The sequence below is a fragment of the Paenibacillus sp. JT31N11 genome (assembly GCF_056269285.1).
Genome location: NZ_JBWDNQ010000003.1, coordinates 62,608 through 81,553 on the forward strand (window position 1 = coordinate 62,608; position 18,946 = coordinate 81,553).

The following is an 18,946-nucleotide window of genomic DNA, read 5'->3' on the forward strand; positions in this document are numbered from 1 at the left end:
GACGGTGTACGGCATATGACTAAACATTTTGGGTTGTAGCCGTACACGATATTTTTCTCAGGAACATTAATGCTGGTAACAGGCTTGATGTTCGTATCAGCGAAGCGGCGCATCGGCGGCTCCCAAACGTTCCCGATATAGAAGCCTTATCGATATAGTGGCTGCAAGAAGCGTTAAAAAGCACAGCAGCAGCGTCATGCCGTATATGGTTGTATCGGGCATCCAATCAAAAATGAAGCTCCACCCCGCATTTGGAAATATAAAGGTTGGAAAAATGACAATCACATAGCAGACCACTACGAGCAGCAAGAGGGTTATGGCAGCCGTCAGAACCGAAAGTGGTCTGGCTTTGTAATGTCTGCGCCCTGAACGAATTGCTTTTATCACATTAGCTAAAGGCCAAAGCATAAGGAGACTGAACGCTCCCATGGCAAGGATGAGTGTGGAGCTGACCAGATCGGTCATGACATAAACATCCGAGTAACCCGTTGCCGGTTTATGTCCCTGCAGCAGTGACATCACTTCTTCGCCAATAGCAGTCGTATAGCCGGAGTTCAAGTTCGCCAATACAACAACACCGGTCTTGCTACCGGGCTCCATAACGATATACGAAGAATAGTTCTCTAAATTACCGCCATGCTGAATTTGATTGGTCTTGGGATCGAACTCCCAGCCTCCATCGTAGTGAAACGGGCTGGTCCCGCTTGGGTGAACGAAATGAAGGTCGCTTGCGTGTGTGATACCCAGATTGAACTTCAACCATTTTTCCATATCATTTCCATTTGAAATGATGAACCCCGATGGAGATTGACTAAGGCTAAGCGGAACAAAATACGGCCTTGCCCCATAAAAAGCCGGCTTATATCCCGCCGCCATCTGCTCGGGCAGCTGCCCTCCGCGGACGCTCGTGTTGGTTAACTGCAAAGGCTTGAAAACATGTTCGTTCATGTAATTCGCATAAGTCTGACCTGAAACTTGCTCTATAATGAGGCCTAAAATGTTGAAATTCACATTGGAATACGCATAGCTCTTGCCTGGAGCAGTCTTCAAAGAGCTGCCAACCAAGCTTCTTACCCCTTGCTCCAAAGCATTCTGATCAGCAGAAGCCGGAATATCGATGAACGATTCCGTCCCGAATCCGCTGGAGTGCTCCATTAATTGTTGGAGTGTAATGTCGACCGGAGCGTTGTTGTATGAGACATGAAACCATGGCAAGTAGAAAGAGACAGGCTTGTTCAGTTCAATCAAACCCTTTTCTGATAAATCCGTGATCGCCAAACCCGTGAATGACTTCGATAACGAGCCGAGCTGAAAGGCTGTATCGGCGGTTACCCCCGTCCCGGAGTGTTTGTCTGCATAGCCGAACCCTTCTTTGAGAACGGTCTGGCCCTCCTTCACAATTACCAGAGATACTCCGGGAATCTTTCCCTTATTCATATACTCATGAACGATCTGCCCGATATGCTGTTCGTTATCCCCTGAAATTCCAAGCAAATTCCCCTGATCCCCATCTGCGTATGCGTTAGCTGCAAAAATACTTATTAAAATGATTGCCAATAGGATTATCCGTTTGTACATGCTGATCGCCTCCGTTTTGTTCTGTACTAAATGTATCAAAATCAAACGGGAAGCAAATCTGCAGTACGATAGATTTCGGGCAGCAAAAAACACATGCGAGCGCATGTGTTTTCTACCTTTTTTCATATCGTATGCACAAAGTCATGACTAGAAAATGGCGATTCCCTGCTTAACCGCAAAAATGGCAACCTGGGTCCGGTCGCGCAAATCGAGCTTGGTTATGACATTGGATACATGATTCTTGACCGTTCCTTCGGTAATGACCAGTTCAGCAGCAATTTCTTTATTATTCAAACCGCGCCCCAGCAGCTGCAATACCTCTCTTTCACGGTCCGAAAGGTGATTCAACAGCGATATACGCGGGTCTATGCTCGGAATACCAGGAGTGTTGTGAGCCTCGTGCTTCTTCCAGGCATCGAGAATCCGGGTCGTTATATTGGGCTGAAGCACCATTCCACCGGATTGAATGGTATGGATGGCGCTTATGATCGTCTCGGACGGCATGTCTTTCAATAGATAGCCGTTGGCGCCCAGCTCCAGAGCCATGATAATGAGTTCAATATCCTCGAATGTCGTCAGTATCAGCACTTTAACGTCCGGCAGATGCCGGCGGATGAGCCGGGTTCCCTCTACTCCATCCACAACGGGCATGCGGATATCCATCAGGACAACATCCGGTTTATGCTCTGCGGCCATCTCGTAAGCTTCTTTTCCATCTGCTGCAATACCGACGACTTCTATATCTTTTTCCAAACCTATAATAGTAGAGAGTCCTTCACGCATCAGTCTCTGATCATCTGCAATCAATATCCGAATCATTCCTGTTTCCTCCTGCTTAAGCGGTTTGTTCAGCCAGCGGGAACGATACCGTGATTTCAAAGCCGTTGTCTTGACCGGAATCCATACGTATCGTTCCTCCATGCTCTTGTACCCGCTCCCTCATGTTGAGCAGTCCAAATCCTGGCGTGAATGCTGCTTTTCCCGATCCGTTATCGCTTATGGTCATGTCGATTCGCCGGGCGGAGCTTCGCAGCGTCACCCATGCTTGCAAAGCGGTGCCATGCTTCTGCGCATTCGTTAAAGATTCCTGCACGATTCGAATGATAGTGAGATGCAGAGAGTCCGATACAGGTGGAGATTCCAGATCCACTTCAACGAAAATTTGCATGCCGGTCATCTCCGCGAATTGTCCGGCCAGCTTCTCAAGAGATTCCTTGATGGTCAGCCGGCTGTCCTCTTCGCGGATGGTCCGCACCGAGAGTCTGACTTCACGCAGGGCGGAGCGGACCAGTTCTTCACACTGCAGCAAGCTCTCCCGTCCCTTTGCCAAATCGATATCCTGCAGCTTGCGGACGACCTCCAGCTGTATGAGAAGAGCTGTCAAATTATGGCCGACCGTATCGTGGATTTCCCTTGCAATCCGGACCCTTTCGCGGTTAACGGACAATTCTTCTACTTGAAGGGCGTATTCATTCAGCTGTTTATAGGATCCTTCTAATTCTGCGTGCAAGCGTACCGTCTGCATCCGGGACTGCTTATAATAACGGATCAAAGATCCGACCAGGCAGGCGAAGACAACGAAGGATCCGTTTACAAAATAATAAGCGACTTCGACTTGACCGTACAGATGCAGCTGAATCAGGATTAACGTCACAATATTAGCCGCAAAGAAGAGGTACCAGATGATCGTGGCTACCCGGGATTGCACAAATATGAAAAAGTATAAACCGGATAAACCCATAAACAGAAGGTCGGGAGACTCCTGATTCAGAAAAACATAGCTGTAAGAGGTTGTTACTGCGATATCTACGACCAGCACAATTAATATTTTCCAGGTTGTGCCCAAATAGAAATAGAGAAAGTGATTGGCGACAAATATAATCATGCTTCCAATAATGAAGACTTTAATCCACCAGGCCAGCGGGTCCTGAATAAACCAATACATCAGACTAAGAATCAGAAAAAAGCTTAGCCTGACAATAGACAACAGTCTGTAACTGGATGGATTGTCCAATAGCTCCGCTGCCGGACTGGCTATCATGCTGCTTCACCTCACGAATAGAGATATGCCTTCTTACTTATTAACTGTTCTATATGTTATCACGGTTGAATTATTTGCACCAACGAAGTTTCATGATAAACGGCAGCTCCGGATGCTTTTTTTGCAAAAGCTGCCTTACAGTAGGATTTCCGTCCTTTACAATAGGATTCTTCCTTAACCTGTTTAGTGAACCTTGTTATATTTATAGCAAGTTATTATTCAGGAAAGGAAGTACGCAAACGATGAAGGTAGAAATGGAGGTATTGTCTGAGAGGCCATCTTTGAACACCGGTCAAACCTGGCTGGGGAATCTATGGATGGATGTCAGGCGGGACTGGTTTCTCTATATGCTGGTGGTTCCATTCGTAATCTGGTATCTCCTCTTTGTATTCAAGCCCATGTACGGTCTTCAGATTGCATTCAAGGACTACAGCATCTGGAAGGGAATCCAGGGAAGCGAATGGGCAGGACTCTATCATTTCGAGATGTTTTTGAAGAGCGACTATTTCCTGCGGGTCATGAAGAATACGCTGATGATCAGTTTTTATAGCTTGCTGTTTGTGTTTCCTGCTCCGATTATATTGGCGCTGCTGCTGCAGGAAGTGAAGAACGGGATATTCCGGAAATGGGTACAGACGATCACTTATTTGCCCCATTTTATTTCAGTCGTTGTTGTGTGCGGTATTGTGACGAATCTGCTGGCGCCGGGCAACGGAGTGGTTAATCTTATGCTGGAGAAGCTGGGGATGGAGAAAATCTACTTTCTGGCGGTCCCGGAATACTTCCGAAGCATCTTTATCTCGATGAATATATGGCAGGAGGCTGGATTTTCCGCAATTATATACATCGCAGCGTTAGCGGGGATCAACCCTGAGCAGTATGAGGCAGCCGTCATGGACGGAGCGAGCAAATGGAAACGGACGATTCATATTACGATAACGGGGATTCTGCCCACGATTATGATTATGCTTATTTTGAAAATCGGTGGTTTGCTGGAGGTTGGTTATGAGGCGATTATTTTGCTGTATCAACCAGTCACCTATGAAACGGCGGATGTCATTAATTCCTATGTATACCGGGAAGGCATCGTCAATGGCCGGTACGATATGGCGACGGCAGTCGGTTTATTCAACTCTGTTGTCGGATTAATACTCATTATACTTTCCAACAAGCTCAGTAAAAAATATACCGGGAACGGACTTTGGTGAGGTACACATGAAGGAGAGCCGTGGAGAAAAATGGTTTTATGTCTTTAATTATGGCCTGTTAAGTCTTGTTATGCTTATTGTTCTATATCCGTTACTATATGTTTTGTCGGCATCGTTCAGTTCGCCGGAAGCTGTTGTATCCGGAAAAGTGGTTCTATTCCCGCAGGGCTTGTCGCTTGATGCGTATCAGGCCGTATTCCGGGAGAAAAGCATCTGGACGGGTTACGCCAATACGCTTTTTTATACCATTGTTGGAACTCTTGTAAGTATGGTATTGACCATTTGCGGCGCATACAGCCTGTCCAAAAAAAGGCTGAGAGGAAGAACATTCATCAATCTGATGCTCTCTTTCACGCTTGTCTTCAATGCCGGCATCATTCCTGTTTATTTGAACCTGAAGAGTCTAGGCTTGCTGGACTCGCGCTTTGGCATTATTATCAGCTTCGCCCTATCGGCCTTCAATGTTATTATCTTGAGAACCTTCTTTCAATCGCTGCCGGATGAACTGGAGGAAGCCGCACGGATCGATGGTGCCAGCGAGTCTGCTATCCTGCTGCGAATTGTGCTTCCCCTCTCCAAAGCCGCCCTGGCTACCGTGACCTTATTCTATGCGGTTGGCCGGTGGAACGGATATTTCTGGGCCATGGTGCTGCTTCGCTCGGAGTCGAAGCTTCCGCTGCAGGTGCTGCTTAACCGCCTGGTTGTGCAGATGAAGCCCAGCGATTCGATGATGGCGAGCGATACGTCTTATTTGGTGGGTGAAACCGTTATTTACGCAACGATTGTTGTAGCGGTACTGCCGATGCTGGTATTTTATCCGTTCATTCAGAAATATTTTGTGAAAGGCGCCATGGTCGGCTCCCTAAAGGGCTGAACCGCTGCATCCGATATCAAGTAAGAGAAAAAGTCGTTGTCAATGGGGAAAAGCCCTCCTGGCTGTAAGCGTATTCCGGAATGCGCACGGTAAGCCCCGGGCTGAACCCATTCACATAAATAGCAGGGTAGATAAAGGGAGGACGTCAACAAGTGAGAAAGAATTATTATGTCATGCTGCTGGTATTGACCCTACTGGCAGGTCTGCTCGCAGGCTGCAGCGGCAATAACGCGAACGCGCCAGAGGAACCTGCAAATTCGGCTAATGGAGCTAATGCGGATACTTCGCCTTCAGAGCCTGCAGCATCCACGACATCGGAGCAGGCTGAGCCGCCTGTCGTGAAGAAAGACCCTGTGACGCTTGATTTTTACTATTTTAACCCGACGCTTAAAGTGACGGGGGAGATGCCGATTTTCAAGAAGGCTGCTGAAGCGACAGGCGTCACTCTGAATAATGTAGCGCCGCCTGACGGCGATGAGAAGCAAGCCTGGAATCTGCTGCTGGCCTCCGGCGAGCTGCCGGATATTATCGATTATGCCATCAATGATCTCAATGGAATTGGCGTTCAGAAAGCGCTCGTCCCGTTAAATGATCTGATTGAACAGCATGCACCGAACTTCAAGACGTTTCTGGACAGTCACCCGCAGGTGAAAAGCGGCATTACAGCTGCTGATGGCAATATTTATGTCGTTCCTTTCGTATCGGACGGCCTCGCCCAGGAAGGCTGGTTTATTCGTCAGGATTGGCTTACTAAACTGGGCCTGCAGGTTCCTACAACTGTAGATGAGTATTACAAGGTATTGAAAGCGTTTCGGGAACAGGATCCCAATGGAAACGGCCAGAAGGATGAAGTACCTTTCTTCCACCGCAATACAAGCTATGGCTTCGCCAGTCTCTACCCGTTATGGGATGCTTATCATACCTTCTTCATCAAGGATGGCAAGATCGCTTACGGTCCGAGCGAGCCTGAATATAAAACAGCTTTGACGGAACTTGCCAAATGGTATAAGGAAGGCTTGATCGACCAGGAAATCTTTACCCGCGGGGTCAATGCGCGCGATGTTCTCTTCGGAGATAACACCGGAGGCTCGGCGCATGACTGGTTCGCGAGCACCGCCAATTATAATAATACAATGAAAGAGAAGACGCCGGACTTTGACCTTGAGCCTATAGCGCCTCCGGCCAGTATCTCCGGTAAAGTGCTTGAGGTTACCAAACGTGATCCGCTGACGAATAACCGGGGCTGGGCAATATCGGCAAATGCCAAAGATCCGGCTGCTATCCTGGAATACTTCGATTATTGGTGGACAGAGGAGGGCAGGAACCTGCTTAACTACGGTATTGAGGGCGAAACCTACACGATGGTGGACGGCAAGCCGAAATTTACGGAAGCCGTGCTGAAGGAAGCTTCTGTGCCTTTATACCTGAGCGAGCAAACGGGTGCTCAATTATTGATTGGAGGCTGGCAGGATTTCGCTTATGAAGAGCAGTGGACGAATGAAATTGCTTTGAAGGGCGTCAAATTGTATACGGATAATAATTATATATCCACCGACTACCAACTGCCGCCTCTAAGCTTTACAATAGAAGAGGATAAAAAAATCAAGGAATTGGTTCCACAGATAGAGACTTATGTAGGGGAAACGACCCAAAAGTGGTATATGGGCGGAGAATCTATTGAAGCCAATTATGACAAATATATCAGCCAGCTTAAACAGCTTGGACTTGATCAGGTTTTGGAAATTTATAATGCGGCTTATGGACGGTTTTTAAATTAATAGACAGCCTGATAGAACGACTGTTCCCCGGTCTTAATCAAAAGAGCTGCCGTAGACCTGCAGGTGCTTAAGCCTGCCGGTTGAAAGCGGCAGTTCTTCTTTTTGATAATGAGCAAAGAGGGTATCACAGATGGATACACCGTGTTATTCAATGGTCGTCATTGATGATATTCGTGCTGTGGTTAACGGGATTTCCAGAGACATGGATTGGCTGCAGCACGGCATACGTATTGTTGGAACCGCTTTTAACGGAGAGGACGGCATGGCGCTTATTCGGGAGACCAAACCGGATATTATCGTGACGGATATTCGTATGCCCAAATTTAGCGGCACAGAAATGATAAGCGAGGTTTCTTCTCTCATTCCCCATAGTAAAATTATCTTTATCAGCGGATACTCCGATTTTGACGATGCCCAGAAAGCGATACGCATGGGAGCCTACGACTATATTCTGAAACCGTTTACACCAAAGCAGCTTGTGGAAATTGTACTCCAGGCAAAGGCTGTGCTGGAAACGGAAAAGCAGGAGCATAATCAGGCAAGAGATATGCAAAAAATGCTCCGCGAAAGCATGCCGCTGCTGCGTCAGGAATATCTGAATTTACTGCTTCGCTTTACGGCCAGGCAGGAGAGGCTGCAGGAACGATGGGAATTTCTGCAGATTGATGTGGAGCAGTCTCCGCTTGCGGTTATTGTGCTGGAGGTAGACCATTTCGCGCAGAGCACAACGGATATTTCCGTAGGCGAAATAGAGATGCTCCGATTTGCAGTACAGAATATTACAGAGGAAACGATTCTAACGAATACCAAAGGCATCGTCTTTCGCGAATCAGTCAGTCGATTCGTCGCTATTCTGAACCCGTGCGAGGCTGCCGATATCGTGACGGTGACCGATCAATGCCGGGATAATATCGCCAAGTACACAAAATGTACGGTATCCGCAGGTGTGAGTCTTGTCGCAGACACTCTGACGGATCTCCCGGACGCCTACAAGCAAGCAGTTGAGGCACTGTCCTATACCTTCTATACGGGGGGCAACAGCGTATTCTCCTATAGCAATATCCAGTCCAAGCCAAGAGCGGAACTTCTGCGCCTCTCTGCCGAGAAGGAGAAGGAGCTGCTCTTTGCCATCCGGACAGGCCATTTCGGAAAAGTACAGCAGGCGCTTGAGTTCATCTTTGAGGGATGGGATTCCCGGATGGCGCTCCCCTCGCCGAGTATGATCAGAACACGCTATTTGGAGCTGTCCGTCATTATTCAGAAGGCGGTTCCCGAGCTCGACGACAGTGCGGACCGCACTGTGCTCGAGGAGATCAAACGCGTTCTGGCTTCGCATGACAGCTCACAGCGAGATACGAGACGGGCCTTGGAGGATTTATGCAGGTTATGCTGCGACTGTATTGAGAGTCATCTTCATACCGATGGGCAGGTTGTGATCAATAAAGTGATCAGCTACATTCGCGATCATCTCCATGTCAATTTGATGGTTGGCGATTATGCCAGACAGGTGCATCTCAGCGCCAGTTATTTCGCCAACCTGTTCAAGAAGATAACGGGAATGTCGGTCATGCAGTTCATTACCCAGGAAAGAATTGAAAAGGCCAAGCTGCTGCTGTTGGAGGACAAGCCCATCGCAGAGATTGCCGAGCTGCTCGGGTATGAGGAGCGCTCATACTTCAGCGATGTATTTAAGAAAAATACCGGGTATACGCCCACAGAGTTTCGCAGCCGCAGGGAAATGTAAATGTGCGGGTCGGGTTTTTGAATATTTTGCGCAGACGGGGAGAGAAGAGGCTTGAGAAGGCTGTTGAGAACGCTCTTGTACAGAAGCTCGTTCAAATCCAGAATAGGGTTCTCCATTATGCTCATTACCCTTGTCTCTATTGTCGTGACCGGATTGTCCGCTCATTATATCGCCTCAAGTCTGCTGGAGAAGAAAGCCGCAGAAATGGGCCAATTGATGATCGACAAGTCCGCTATGGCGCTTCAGGAGAAGCTGCGCAAGGTTAGACTGTCCGCGGTAACGTTTATGATCAGCCCTCCGTTCGAGGATATTCTGCAATCCGCATCCACAAATCTGCAGGAGGGTTCCTATTATTCCTATTTTTCGCTGAACAATAAGCTCCAGACGCCATTGATGCAGATGAAGATGATCGAGCCTTCGATTGCGACGGTGCTTGTCCATACCCCCGGAGCAGAATTCTTCTCGAATAGCGATGCGCGCAGGAAAGAGATTGCCTTTGAGGATACGGAGCTGTTTCAACAAATGAAGGCAAATATGCTGCCTTATTGGAGCCAGTCCCATGAGGATCCTCTATTTGAAGGAAAGACGAGCGTGCTCAGCCTGCTGATCGAACCGATCTCAGCCGTGAACAGAAATAAGGTACAAATGGTCGTGAATGTGAAGGAAGAGTCGATCAAGGAATTTGTGGAAACCAACCTGGCAGGAGACAGCGGTCATATTATGGTGCTGAACGCCGAGGGAGAGCCGATGATGGATCAAAGCTCGCCTTTGGCGCCTTTGGTGAGGGATCATGAATTTCTGGCAGGCCTGAACAAGGGAAGCAAGCACTTCGAGTTCGACTTTGACAAGAAATCTTATCTGGTAAACTATGCCGCTATATCTTTTCCGGATAATTGGAAAGTGGTCTATCTTCAGCCGAAGGAGCTGCTGCTCAAGGACATCCGGTATATTAATTGGGCTGTCATCCTTATTATCGGCTTATTGATTCCGCTCGTTTTCCTCCTGTCGCAGTGGGTTACAAACAGGCTTGTTCTCCCGCTTCAGAAGCTGCAAAGGCTGATGTCGCGTGCCGGCGATAATGACTTGTCTGTGCGCTTCGAGAGCGACTACCAGGATGAGGTAGCTCAGGTGGGAGGGCGCTTCAATACGATGCTTGAAAAAATTGAAGTGTTGATCCTGGATGTGAAGGCAGCGGAGCATCAAAAACGGCTATCCGAAATGAAAGCGCTTCAATCGCAAATCGATCCCCATTTCCTGTATAACACGCTCAATACGATTCTTTGGAAGACTGAATCCCGCAAGCAGGAGGATGTGAAGGAGATGATTGTTTCTCTCTCCCTGCTGTTCCGGCTTGGGTTGAATAACGGGTATGAGCTCACGACGGTCGGCAAGGAGATCGAGCATGTGACGCAATATCTGATTCTTCAGCAGCAATGCTATGAAGAGCTGTTCGAGTTCCGGATCGATGCGCAAGATGCCGCTCTGCTCAATCATTCCAGCCTGAAGCTGCTGCTGCAGCCGCTGGTGGAGAATTCTATTCTCCATGGCTTTATGAATGAGGATTTCACAGGCCGGATTCAGATCCGGATCGAAAGGCAGGATCCGTACATCGTATACAGTGTCGAGGATAACGGGAAAGGCTTTGATCGTGAAGCGCTTATTCGAAGCCTCGAAGCAGAGAATGCAGGGGAAGGGTTTGCGCTGCACAATGTTTACCGGCGATTGAAGCTCTATTACGGAGATGAAGCGAGAATGGAGCTGGAGAGCGCAGCGTATTCCAGAACGGTCGTACGGCTTTATTTTCCATACAGCCAATAAAAATCTTATGAGGAGGATTGAAATTAAGATGAGTCTATCAAAATATAGGAGATCCTTAATCAGATTGCTTGTTATTGCCCTCATACTGCCAATGGTGCTTATGCCGCTCCCACGTTATGATCATACGGCGTCGGCGGATGCGATCAACCTGGTGAGCAATGGAGATTTTGAGAGCGTTACAGGAAGCATGCCGGATGGTTGGGGGTTTAACCAGAATACGGCTACGGTTACCCCGTCTGTAGTCAGCGACGTCTATCACAGCAACGGGCATTCGCTTCGATTGAACGGAACGGCGAATAATTCCCGCGGGTCCGTTTATCAGTATCTTGACGTGGAAGCGGGCCAGCCCTATGAAATCAGCAGCTGGGTGAAGACCGATTTATCCGCTGCGACCGGAGGCGGAGGGGCATGGGTTCGCGTACAGATGACGGATAGCAGCGGAAATATCACAACTGCCGACCAGCTGCCCGTGTATATCTGGCAGCCCAATATTCTGAAGGCAGACTGGACGCATTTGACGGGTACGGTGACTCCTCCCCCCGGCACGGTGAGGATGGCCGTCGAGCTCTTTATTTGGATGGGCAAGGGCTCCGTCTGGTACGATGACTTTCGGGTGGAGCCGATGGATGAAGGCTCAATCATTCATGTGGACGGGGTAAGCTTCTCGCCCGATTCGGGGACGCTGGACCAAGGCCAATCCCTGCAGCTGGCGCCGGTCATCACGCCTGCCAGCGCGATGAACAAGAACGTGCTGTGGTCAAGCTCGGCACCGTCTATTGCTTCGGTGAGCAGCACGGGGCTGGTTACAGCGTTAAGCGGCGGTGAAGCCGTGATTACCGCGACATCGGTGGACGGCAGCAAGGAAGCGCACTTTATGCTCACGACGACCAATAGCGTCAATTTGGCGAGCAATGGGGATTTTGAGCGTTTTACGGGAAGTCTGCCGGATGGCTGGGGCTTTAACCAGAATGTCGCCACGGTTACCCCGGCTGTAGACAGTGTTGTCCGTCATAACAACGGGCATTCGCTTCGTCTGAACGGGTCGGCGAATAATTCACGCGGGTCCATTTATCAGTTTATTAACGTGGAAGGCAATCGAACCTACGAAATCAGCAGCTGGGTGAAGACGGATCTGGCTGCAGCAGACAGCGGCGGCGGGGCATGGGCCCGTGTGCAGATGACAGATAGCAGCGGCAATATTACGACTGCCGACCAGGGACCCGTCTATGTCTGGCAGCAAAATATTCTCAAGCAGGACTGGACACAGCTTATGGGCACGATTACGACTCCTCCGGGAACGGTGAAGATGGCCGTCGAGCTCTTTATATGGATGGGCAAAGGGTCGGTTTGGTATGATGACCTTCGGGTGGAGCCCAAGGGGGAGGGTTCTGCTGTTTTTGTAGACGGGATCAGCTTCTCGCCCGATAACGGGACTCTGTTTAAAGGGGAATCGCTGCAGCTGGCGCCTATCGTCACCCCTGCCAACGCGACGAATAAGAATGTGGCATGGTCAAGCTCTGCGCCATCCATTGCTTCGGTCAGCAGCACGGGACTGGTGAGCGCATTAAATGTTGGTTCAGCAACGATTACAGCAACGACGCAGGATGGCAGCAAGGCGGCACAATTTGCGCTCGCTGTTGATGAAGTGGAAATAACAGGGGTTATACTGGATCAAGAGAATCCCACTGTTGATGTGGGTCAAAGCTTTATCTTGAATCTGTATCCCACGACCGCTTCCAGACCGATCAACACTCCTGAGAAGAATGTAATATGGTCTACTGCCGACGCTGGCGTGGCTAGTGTGAATCAAGGCGTCGTGACTGGCGTGGCTGCTGGTGAAACCGTTATCACGGCAACCAGCACAAGGGACGGATCGCAATCCGCTTCTGCCACAGTAACTGTTACGGCTCCCGGCTTGGTGGCGAATGGCGGGTTCGAGACCGTTACAGCCGGCACCAGGAACAACTGGACGGACTGGCAGGCCAGCGGATATATTGTTACGAAGCTGGACAACACACTTTCTAATGTTACGGTAGTCGATAATGTCTACCACAGCGGCAAAAGATCGCTGCAGATTTCCCCGGCGACGTCAAGCATTGCCAAAGCGAACGCGGCGCAGTTTATCGATGGCATAACAGCAGGCGCCACGTACCGGTTGTCAGGCTGGATCAAAACAAGCAATATTATCAGCAATGTGTTTTATCGTGTGGCATTTCTTGATGCGAATGGGGGCACTCTCTCCAACGTGACGAGCACGAATTATAATAAAACAGTCGATTGGAGCTATTCGGAGACGCTGGTCAAAGCGCCCGCAGGCGCGGTAAGAGCTTTGGTGAGCGCCTATTACAATACAGGTACAGGAACAGCCTGGTTCGATGATCTGGAGCTGGTGGAGTGGTTCCCTGTAACAGGCGTATCCCTGGATGCCCAGACCGCCGCGCTTCAACCGGAACAGCAATTCACGGTTCATGCGTCGGTTGTCCCTGCTCATGCCAATATTCAGGATATCGTGTGGACAAGCTCGGATCCGGCGGTTGCCAGCGTATCCGAAGGCGTCATTACAGCCAATAGCATCGGTTCTGCCAGGATTACCGCCGAGTCGACGGACGGCAAGCATGCGGCTTATCTTGTCGTTGCAGTCAGCAGTACGCCGTCGGAGCTTGCGACCCGCACCTATAACGGCACAGGAGCAGAGGATGAAATATTGGCGCTGAATCTGGATGCCCACGATTCCTCGGGCTCGCCGTATTCCTATGAAGTACTGCAATATCCACTCCATGGAGCTGTACAGCTTGAACAGAGTGCGGTACTGAAATATACACCCGGAAAGGATTACTCCGGCAGCGATTCCGTTCTGCTCGCTGTTTTCGACAGCAGCGGCGGCATCGGGCTCGTGGACATTGCTGTTACGATTGAGCCGGTCAACGATCCTCCCGCAGCTCATTCCTTGCAGCAAGCAACGGTGAAGGGAGCCGCGTTAACAGGAACGGGAGAGCAGCTGGCATCGGATCCGGATGGAGATCCATTGACTTATTCCGTGCACGCGCAGGCGGCTCATGGCATTGTTGCCATCACCGGGAACGGTAACTGGACCTATACGCCTGCAGCCAATTATACAGGAATGGACCAGTTCGAATTCCATGTCCTGGACGGACAGGGCGGAGAAGCGAATGGCATCATCTCTATCCTGATCGGACCTGCCCGCGCAGATATCATTACGCAATTGGAAGCAGAGAACCCTGACAAGCAGCATCCGCGGTTAATGGCGACCGCAGACGATTTCGACAGGATCCGCTCGCTGATCGGGACGGATCCAAATATGATGCGTTGGTACAAGACGGTTCAGACTGAAGCGGACACGATGCTTGATGCGCCAGTATCGCAGTATGTCAAGCCGAATGGTCTTGAAATATTGGATACTTCCCGTGCCGTGCTGACCCGGATTCAGCACTGGGGAATGATGTATCAGCTTACCGGAGATCAGCGGTATGTCGACAGGTCCTGGACGGAATTGGAGGCGGCAGCGGAGTTTCCGGATTGGAATCCGTTCCATTTCCTGGATACGGCGGAAATGACTCATGCTTTTGCAATCGGATACGACTGGATGTACGACGCATGGAGTCCGGAGCAGAAAACGGTCATCCGCAATGCCATTAAACAAAAAGGGCTCGACGAAGCGGTTAACGAGTACCGCAACCCGTCCACCTGGTCTACTTTTATCACGAACTGGAATGCGGTGGTCAATGGAGGCATCGGTCTCGGAGCGCTGGCCATCGGCGACGAATCTCCGGAGCTTGAAGCTCTGGCAGGCGAGATCCTGGAGGGCAGTGTGCGCACCCTGCCGAAAATGCTGGCGGAATACGCTCCGGATGGCGGCTGGGCGGAAGGGCCGACCTACTGGGAATATGGCAGTATGTATGCCATTTATTATTTGAGCGGCATGTTTACAGCCCTTGGAACGGATTATGGATTATCCGGGCTGCAAGGATTTAAAGACACCGTGAACTTCCCCATGTATATGACGGGAACGACAGGCACCTTTAATTTCGGGGATGCCTGGAGCGGCAGGATTCTGGCTCCAGAATCCTTATGGTTCGCCAGTCAATTCAACCGGCCGGAGTTTGCTTATTATCATAAATCGGTTAATCCCGAGAGCGGCGGAGTGGCGGAATTGCTATGGTACCGCCCGGAGCTCTACCCGTCGGCTGCTGCCGGCAATGCCGCTCCCAAGGATGAATTGTTCGAGAATGTCGGCGCATTAAGCATGCGAAGCGATTGGGAGGGCACTCAGGGATTGTTCGCCGGCCTCAAAGGCGGCAGCCACCAGGTCAGCCACTCGGATCTGGACAGCGGCAGCTTTGTGCTGGATGCATTGGGAACCCGGTGGGCCGTTGATCTTGGAGCGGACGATTATAATCTGCCGGCCTATTTTGACAATACACCTGAGGGCACCCGCTGGTCCTATTACAGGAAGCGCGCAGAGGGGCACAATACCCTGGTTGTCAATCCGGGTACGGGAGCGGATCAGAATCCGCTTGGCACCAGCACCGTAGAGAACTTCGAATCGAATGACAACGGCTCCATGGCGATTCTGGATATGACGGATGCGTATGCCTCCGAGACCATATCCGCGAAGCGGGGCATGGCGTTAGTAGAGGGACGAACCCAATTGCTTCTTCAGGATGAGATCAAATTCAACCATCCTTCCGAGCTTTGGTGGTTCATGCATACCCCTGCGGACATTCAGATTAGTCCGGATGGCAAATCGGCCGTACTGACGCAGCTGGACAAGCGGCTTTGGGTCCAGCTGCTGGATGCTGGGGATGCGACCTTCTCGGTCATCGATGCCAAGCCGCTGCCTACTTCGCTTCAGCCGGGAGGCCAGGGGAATAATGACGCGATCAAGAAGCTTGCCGTCCATCAGAGCGGCGTAACGAACGAGACTTTAACGGTGTGGATGGTACCTCTTCTGCCAGGAGAAGCCATTCCGTCCTCGGCTCCGGTGGTGAAACCTCTCGAGCAGTGGCAACTAGACGAAGCGGCAAGGCCGGTCTTAAGTGAATTACGTGTAAATGGCGAGCTGCTGCAAGGCTATAAGCCGGACCGCCATATCTATGACGTGGTTCTTCCTTCGGATACTTCCGCAGAGCCTTTCATAACGGCTGTGGCGCAGAATACATCGGATCAGGTGGAGATCCAGCAGGTGGATGAGCTGGGCAATGCCAGAGTAAGCGTAACTTCAGGCGGCAAAACGACAACGTATACGATCATCTTCAAATATGAACCGAAAAATGAACTGCAGGATGTGAACCCGGTCATTGTCGCGCCTGAGGAATTAACGGCAATGGATCGAATTCCGGTTCAGTCGGTCCGTGCGAGGGGAGTTGACCAGAGCTATTTCCCTGAGCGCGCATTGGATCTGGATCTGAATCCGGAATCCCGCTGGTCAGCGGAGGGAGCCTCCTGGATTGAGTTCGATCTGGGCGAGATGAAGAGAATGGATAGTATGGCGCTGGCTTTCTACAGAGGGAGCGACAGGACGACGCAATTCGATATTATGGTTTCCGGTGATAAGATCAGGTGGGCAAAAATATTTGCGGGCTCAAGTCTCGGGACTACGCTGGACTACGAGCGCTATGATTTCAGCGAAATATCAGCCCGGTATATCCGGATTAACGGACAAGGAAATTCAGAGAATGCGTTTACCAGTTTAACTGAAGTCGGATTCTATCAGGACCCGAACAGCTCCGATGACAGCAGGCAAACCAGGTAAATCACTAAATGAAAGGGCTGTTCCCAGTCGGTTTACAGGACTGTTGGAAGAGCCCTTCTTCTTTGTTTTCTGCGCGGCAGGAGGGAGAGCTCATCAGACCTGAATAGTTGATCCCGCATAATCGCATTAACTTATTCCCATAACCTTAAATTGTGCCGGAATGCGGTATCCCTTCTTTTGATGGCTATCTATTTTTCCGATCGCATGCAGGAGTGGGAGGGTTCTTCTCGAAGTCAACTCAAAGAACATTTTCGATACTGAACAAGTGAAATCGATTGTGCACTGGTTTAAGAAAAAACAAAGAGTGACTATTGAACAATAATGACAAGGAGACGAACAAAAGTGAGTTTAAATGATTGGATGAAGAAATTAACACGCAGAAAAGACATCTCGAGCACGTACGATGAAATAGCTGTAGAGAATGAACCGGACCTTCCGGGAAAACGGGAGTCGATTCAGCTAACGGCAAGTTGATATTTGTTTCCCCACAGCTGCAGGGATGGACATTCGTTATTGGCGCATTGCTGCCGGATTTCAGCGGGGATCAAGATGATCCTGGCAGTATAACCTCTATGGTTATGAGCTTGAGCAGCTTTTATGAAGAAACACAATATTTCGGCAATCATCGTGTCGTTGGATACTATGCATGGATGAAAGCTGTGAACGGTAACGTAATAAGAGCATTTGCCTTTTCGGGCGAACAAGGAGGAATCATCAAGAATGACGGTGCCGGTACTGTGGAAGAGCATGAATTGAATATCATTTACAATGAATTAGAGCTTGAAGCTGATGAAGAAGATGCAAAATTTCCAGATGAAGAGGATGTTATACAGATTGCAAAGGCGTGGGGCGTTGATACCATGATGAACGGAGACGGTTATACACCAGGTACAGGATATGTAGGGCGGTTAATTTTTCTCTAGACTCTTTCTCTGTTGAACTTACGAACTTGCAACGTGAACCGTTTCCGTGAACAAATCGAAGGCAGCCAGGCAGGCGATCCTGTACGTGCAGCACGCATCATTATGGATATTGTCTGTCTGGACGAGCCGCCGCTGCGCATGCTGCTGGTTCGGAGACTGTCAAATTGGCACTGGAATCTTCTAAAAGCCGTTTCGCAAAAGCGGAGAAATGGGCTGAAGTGAGCAAAAGCAGCCCGTCCTCTTATGAAGGAATGGGCTGCTTTTTTAATTGGATTATCGATTTCTATGCAGCATTTCAAGCTCACAGAAAGTAGTGTTTATTCAATCTTATAGAATTTATAAGTTTCACGCCTATAAATTTCTATAAGGTTTGAGGGAAGAAACTACTGCGCCGCCAAAGGACGGCTAAGTTAGTTTCTTCTTACTTTAATTGAATTTGACCTTGTTCAGTTCCAAAAAATCCAGTCTGGACATTGAGAATAAAATCTTTTTCATTTTCTGGTATTTCAAAAGCGACATTTCCTGTTTGGGATAATCCTGGATTGATGCCTTCGTACATAAAGAATTCGTTCGAAGTCGTTATTAGAGATGAAGGAGCATACTTTATTTCTCCTTTTCTGAGTTCAAAAAATGATGAATCCGTAGTAATAAGTTCAGTTCCACTGTTTTTAACAGTGACATTCACGATAAGATATTCGCTTCCTTCTGAATTTGGTTTAAACGAAAAATATTCCCCATCTTTTATTTCTTTTGTTGTTGAGATTTTATTTACCTTGAAGATGACATCCCCGACTTTCAACTCTTCACCAATAACTGATAATTTCTTTTCTTCAGGTTTTTCCGGCGTATTTGAAGCTGTTGAACCAGTGGATGTCGTCGTGGTATCTTCCTTATCCCCATTTGAAGCCACAATGGCAATAATTATACCCAAAACTATTAAAACTATAAAACCTAAACATCCAATCTTAAAAACCTTTTTCAAGTGAAATCCTCCCCCAAGTAGGTAATATTTACTAATCTTATCATATTGCATATGAACGTGCCATCTAAATTTCGACATATTTTAACATCGTTTCGTCGAAAAAGAGACTATTTACCTTGCCTTTTAATGAAATTCCAGCTTTTAAACTAGGCCTTTTGAATTCCTTTCCAATACTTCCTGTTTTTTTTGGAGTGCTATAGTTCGATATTTGGCATTTTAAATTTGAA

General features: G+C 49.1%; 13 protein-coding genes. 9 read left to right on the forward strand and 4 right to left on the reverse strand.

What is annotated here, in order from left to right; genetic code table 11:
- Window positions 1-96: 96 nt before the first annotated feature.
- The 3 genes from AC0YNV_RS12860 to AC0YNV_RS12870 all read right to left on the reverse strand — a co-directional run bounded on the left by AC0YNV_RS12860 (window position 97) and on the right by AC0YNV_RS12870 (window position 3,619).
- A complete protein-coding gene (locus AC0YNV_RS12860) occupies window positions 97-1,578 on the reverse strand; it encodes a serine hydrolase domain-containing protein (RefSeq protein WP_475768465.1) in 1,482 nt (493 codons plus the stop codon).
- Window positions 1,579-1,725: 147 nt separating this feature from the next.
- Window positions 1,726-2,397, reverse strand: coding sequence for a response regulator (locus AC0YNV_RS12865; RefSeq protein ID WP_475768466.1), 672 nt, complete (start codon window positions 2,395-2,397; stop codon window positions 1,726-1,728).
- Window positions 2,398-2,413: 16 nt separating this feature from the next.
- Window positions 2,414-3,619 (reverse strand): sensor histidine kinase, encoded by a 1,206-nt coding sequence (locus AC0YNV_RS12870; RefSeq protein WP_475768467.1) that lies wholly within the window; start codon window positions 3,617-3,619, stop codon window positions 2,414-2,416.
- A 242-nt stretch (window positions 3,620-3,861) separates the two neighbouring features.
- Here AC0YNV_RS12870 and AC0YNV_RS12875 point away from each other — a divergent pair, with 242 nt between their 5' ends.
- From AC0YNV_RS12875 to AC0YNV_RS12915, 9 genes are all read left to right on the forward strand, one after another.
- On the forward strand, window positions 3,862-4,827 hold the full coding sequence (locus tag AC0YNV_RS12875) for an ABC transporter permease (RefSeq protein WP_475768468.1): 966 nt from the start codon (window positions 3,862-3,864) through the stop codon (window positions 4,825-4,827).
- 7 nt (window positions 4,828-4,834) lie between these two features.
- Window positions 4,835-5,701, forward strand: a complete 867-nt coding sequence (locus AC0YNV_RS12880) for a carbohydrate ABC transporter permease (protein WP_475768469.1) — start codon at window positions 4,835-4,837, stop codon at window positions 5,699-5,701.
- A 152-nt stretch (window positions 5,702-5,853) separates the two neighbouring features.
- Window positions 5,854-7,479, forward strand: a complete 1,626-nt coding sequence (locus AC0YNV_RS12885; protein ID WP_475768470.1) for an extracellular solute-binding protein — start codon at window positions 5,854-5,856, stop codon at window positions 7,477-7,479.
- Window positions 7,480-7,609: 130 nt separating this feature from the next.
- Window positions 7,610-9,223, forward strand: coding sequence for a response regulator (locus AC0YNV_RS12890; RefSeq protein ID WP_475768471.1), 1,614 nt, complete (start codon window positions 7,610-7,612; stop codon window positions 9,221-9,223).
- A 51-nt stretch (window positions 9,224-9,274) separates the two neighbouring features.
- Window positions 9,275-11,041 carry a cache domain-containing sensor histidine kinase gene (locus AC0YNV_RS12895; RefSeq protein ID WP_475768472.1) on the forward strand — a complete coding sequence of 589 codons (1,767 nt, stop codon included), beginning with the start codon at window positions 9,275-9,277 and terminating at the stop codon, window positions 11,039-11,041.
- A 28-nt stretch (window positions 11,042-11,069) separates the two neighbouring features.
- Complete coding sequence (locus AC0YNV_RS12900; RefSeq protein ID WP_475768473.1) at window positions 11,070-16,814, forward strand: Ig-like domain-containing protein; 5,745 nt, start codon at window positions 11,070-11,072, stop codon at window positions 16,812-16,814.
- Between the two features lie 342 nt (window positions 16,815-17,156).
- Window positions 17,157-17,288 carry a hypothetical protein gene (locus tag AC0YNV_RS12905; RefSeq protein WP_475768474.1) on the forward strand — a complete coding sequence of 44 codons (132 nt, stop codon included), beginning with the start codon at window positions 17,157-17,159 and terminating at the stop codon, window positions 17,286-17,288.
- A 98-nt stretch (window positions 17,289-17,386) separates the two neighbouring features.
- Window positions 17,387-17,737, forward strand: a complete 351-nt coding sequence (locus AC0YNV_RS12910; RefSeq protein WP_475768475.1) for a hypothetical protein — start codon at window positions 17,387-17,389, stop codon at window positions 17,735-17,737.
- Window positions 17,738-17,770: 33 nt separating this feature from the next.
- Window positions 17,771-17,959 (forward strand): hypothetical protein, encoded by a 189-nt coding sequence (locus AC0YNV_RS12915; protein WP_475768476.1) that lies wholly within the window; start codon window positions 17,771-17,773, stop codon window positions 17,957-17,959.
- A gap of 199 nt (window positions 17,960-18,158) precedes the next feature.
- Here AC0YNV_RS12915 and AC0YNV_RS12920 read toward each other — a convergent pair whose 3' ends face one another.
- Complete coding sequence (locus AC0YNV_RS12920) at window positions 18,159-18,719, reverse strand: DUF4352 domain-containing protein (RefSeq protein ID WP_475768477.1); 561 nt, start codon at window positions 18,717-18,719, stop codon at window positions 18,159-18,161.
- Window positions 18,720-18,946: the final 227 nt, after the last annotated feature.